General features: G+C 74.4%; 3 protein-coding genes and 1 pseudogene. All 4 read left to right on the forward strand.

Annotated features, from left to right (window positions below; all coding sequences use genetic code 11):
• The first annotated feature begins 47 nt into the window (after window positions 1–47).
• The gene (locus tag ABZ641_RS32555; RefSeq protein WP_344622807.1) at window positions 48–467 is read left to right on the forward strand and encodes an ATP-binding protein; all 420 of its coding nucleotides are present in this window, start codon (window positions 48–50) and stop codon (window positions 465–467) included.
• Between the two features lie 306 nt (window positions 468–773).
• Window positions 774–1,142, forward strand: a complete 369-nt coding sequence (locus ABZ641_RS32560; protein WP_359987684.1) for a cyclophilin-like fold protein — start codon at window positions 774–776, stop codon at window positions 1,140–1,142.
• Between the two features lie 70 nt (window positions 1,143–1,212).
• Window positions 1,213–1,992 carry a small secreted protein gene (locus ABZ641_RS32565; RefSeq protein WP_344622805.1) on the forward strand — a complete coding sequence of 260 codons (780 nt, stop codon included), beginning with the start codon at window positions 1,213–1,215 and terminating at the stop codon, window positions 1,990–1,992.
• A 163-nt stretch (window positions 1,993–2,155) separates the two neighbouring features.
• Window positions 2,156–2,588: pseudogene (locus tag ABZ641_RS32570) on the forward strand (transferase); the annotation flags it as partial.

Here is a 2,588-nt window from a genome sequence, read left to right on the forward strand (position 1 = left end):
TGCGTGCACGCCACGGCCCACCAGGGAGCAACCCCGGAGGGGGAGGAATGGCAACCGTCGAACTTCGATTCAGCGCGCTTCCCGAGCACGTGCGCACGGCCCGGCTGGTGGCCGCCGCCGTGGCCAGACGTGCCGGGGTCGACGAGTCGGTGCTCGACGAGGTCCGCCTGGCCGTGGGTGAGGCCTGTTCACGGGCTGTCGGCCTGCACCAGCGCGGAGCCGCCCACGGGGCGATCCGCGTCGCACTGATCGAGCAGGAGAAGCGTTTCCTCATCGAGGTCGCCGACGAGGCCGGCGACGCCTCCCTACCGTCCCCGGCTTCCGGCGAGAGCGCCGACCCCGGCGAGGACGCCCTCGGGCTGGCCGTGATCAGCGGCCTGGTGGAGGACGTCGAGGTCACCAACGGTGGCGAGGGCGGCCTGATCAGGATGAGCTGGCCGGTCTCCACCGCACCCGTCGCGGTCTGACTTCCCCGACCTGCTCCCGCCGGAGGCACGTAGGCGCCCGCATGTGGGGCGCACTCCCGGCATGCGCTGCCCGCCGTCTCGCCCCTGTCAGGCGGCTCCCTTGTCCGCCGGCCCCCGGCCTGTTGGTCCCCGTCCGCCGGACCCCTGCCCGCCGGACCCTGCCCGCCGGCCGGTCCCGTGACCGCCTGCCGCTGCGGCCGGGTCCCGCTGCGCCTGCGTGAGCATTGACAAATTGTTGAAGTGAGCTGTTTCCTGCTCCCGGCGCGACCGGTTCGGTACGAGAACGACGGGACGAGTGACACCCCCATGCGCATACGCATCCTCTGGCCGGCCGGACAGGCGACGGCCGAGCTTCGGTCGACGCCCACCACGGAGAAGCTCTGGGCCGTGCTGCCGATCGACTCCACGGCCCGCACCTGGGGCGAGGAGGTCTACTTCGACGCCGGCGTGAGCCTGCCGCGGGAGCCGGATGCGGCACAGGTCGTGGACCCGGGCACGGTCGCGTTCTGGACGGACGGCGACAGCCTGGCGCTGCCCTTCGGCCCCACCCCGATCTCCCGCGACGGCGAGTGCCGCCTCGCGAGCCCCTGCAACCTGCTCGGGGCGCTGGACGGGGACCCCGGAGTGCTGCGCACGGTCCGTGACGGGGACGCGATCCGGGTCGAGCGGGCGTAAGGGGCGGTCGGCGGGCGGGTGGACGGCCGTGTAGGTTCGCAGATCGACGTCCGCGACCGAAAGGCACCCGGTGAACAAGCGACTGCTGACCGTCCCCGCGCTCGGCGCGCTGCTCGCGTTCGGCGCCGTCGCGTGCGGCGGCGACGACAACACCAAGCAGCTCGACGGCTGGGCCAAGAGCGTCTGCGACGCCGCGCGGAGCCCGATCGCCCAGTCGCGGGTCGCCCTTGCCGACACCGCCAAGGTGACGTCCGGCGAGGCGCCGATAGCACTGCAGAAGCGCCTCTCCGCGGACCTGGCCGAACTGGCCAAGTCCAACGCCGGGTTGGCGGACGCCGTCGACAAGGCCGGGGCTCCGAAGTCGGAGGACGGCGAGACGGCCCGGACGGACGCGGTGAACGAGCTCCGCAAGGCCGCCCAGGGCTACGTGGACGTCCAGAAGAAGCTGGACGCCCTGGCCACTGACGACCAGGCGAAGTTCGCGGACGGCCTGCGTAGCGTGGGCGACCAGGTCCAGCAGCTGGCCCAGCTCTCCACACAGGGGCTGAACCGTCTGCAGACCGGTGAGGCGGGCGACGCGATGAAGCGGCAGCCCGGGTGCAAGGCGCAGGCCGTGGCGGACCCGGTGGCCACCGACACCGCGTCGGCGGGCGCGGACCAGTCCGGCTCGGGCGGGACGGGAACGCAGTCCGGCGCACCCTCCGGCAGTTCTTCCGGCAACGGCTCCGGCAAGCCCTCGGCGAAGCCGTCCGGCAGCGCCTCGGGCGCGTCCACCGCGCCGTCCGCGGGCGCCTCGGCCCAGCAGGCCCAGAAGTCCGGTGCCGCCTCACCGAGCACCTCCGCCGGCTGACCGGCCAGGACCAGCCACGACCGGCCAGGACCGGCCACGACCGGGCTAGGGCCGGCCAGGACCAGGCAGGATCAAACAGGACCGGCCGGATCGGGATGCGTGCGCCGCGCGCACCCGCCGCGGCCGCACCCGTCACCGGCCGCGGTCGCGCGACAATGGCGTGGTGACCAACAGCCCTACGCCCGATCCCGTCCGCCTCGCCAGGCTCCGTGAGGCGCTACTCGCCGCCCAGTACACGGCCGACGGCTGCCTCGACCTGCTCGGCCCCACCGCCTACGCCGCCCTCGCGCGCAGCGAGACGGTGCCCGCCCTGCGGGCGACCCGGGGCGGCAGCCCGCTGGAGACGCTGGTGCGGCTGTTCCTGCTGCAGCAGCCCGTGCCGCGCGCGGCCGCCGCGGCCGCACTCTCCGTCGAGGACTGCCTGGCCGACGGCTGGCTGACCGAGGACGGCGACCAGGTGCGGGCGACCGTCGACGTGCGCCCGTACGCCAACGAGGTGGCCGGGCTGCCGAGCGCCGACGCCTGGGTCGTCTCCGACCTCGGGTGCGCGGTGGGCGGCGCCGGCGGCATCGGCGCCGGGGACAGCTCCGGCGGTG

Source organism: Kitasatospora sp. NPDC007106 (genome assembly GCF_040634455.1).
GTDB lineage: Bacteria > Actinomycetota > Actinomycetes > Streptomycetales > Streptomycetaceae > Kitasatospora > Kitasatospora arboriphila.

Bases quoted from the DNA above. Each gene is read 5' to 3' on its own strand.
- ABZ641_RS32555 (WP_344622807.1), top strand. From the start codon at position 48: ATGGCAACCGTCGAACTTCGATTCAGCGCGCTTCCCGAGCACGTGCGC.
- ABZ641_RS32560 (WP_359987684.1), top strand. From the start codon at position 774: ATGCGCATACGCATCCTCTGGCCGGCCGGACAGGCGACGGCCGAGCTT.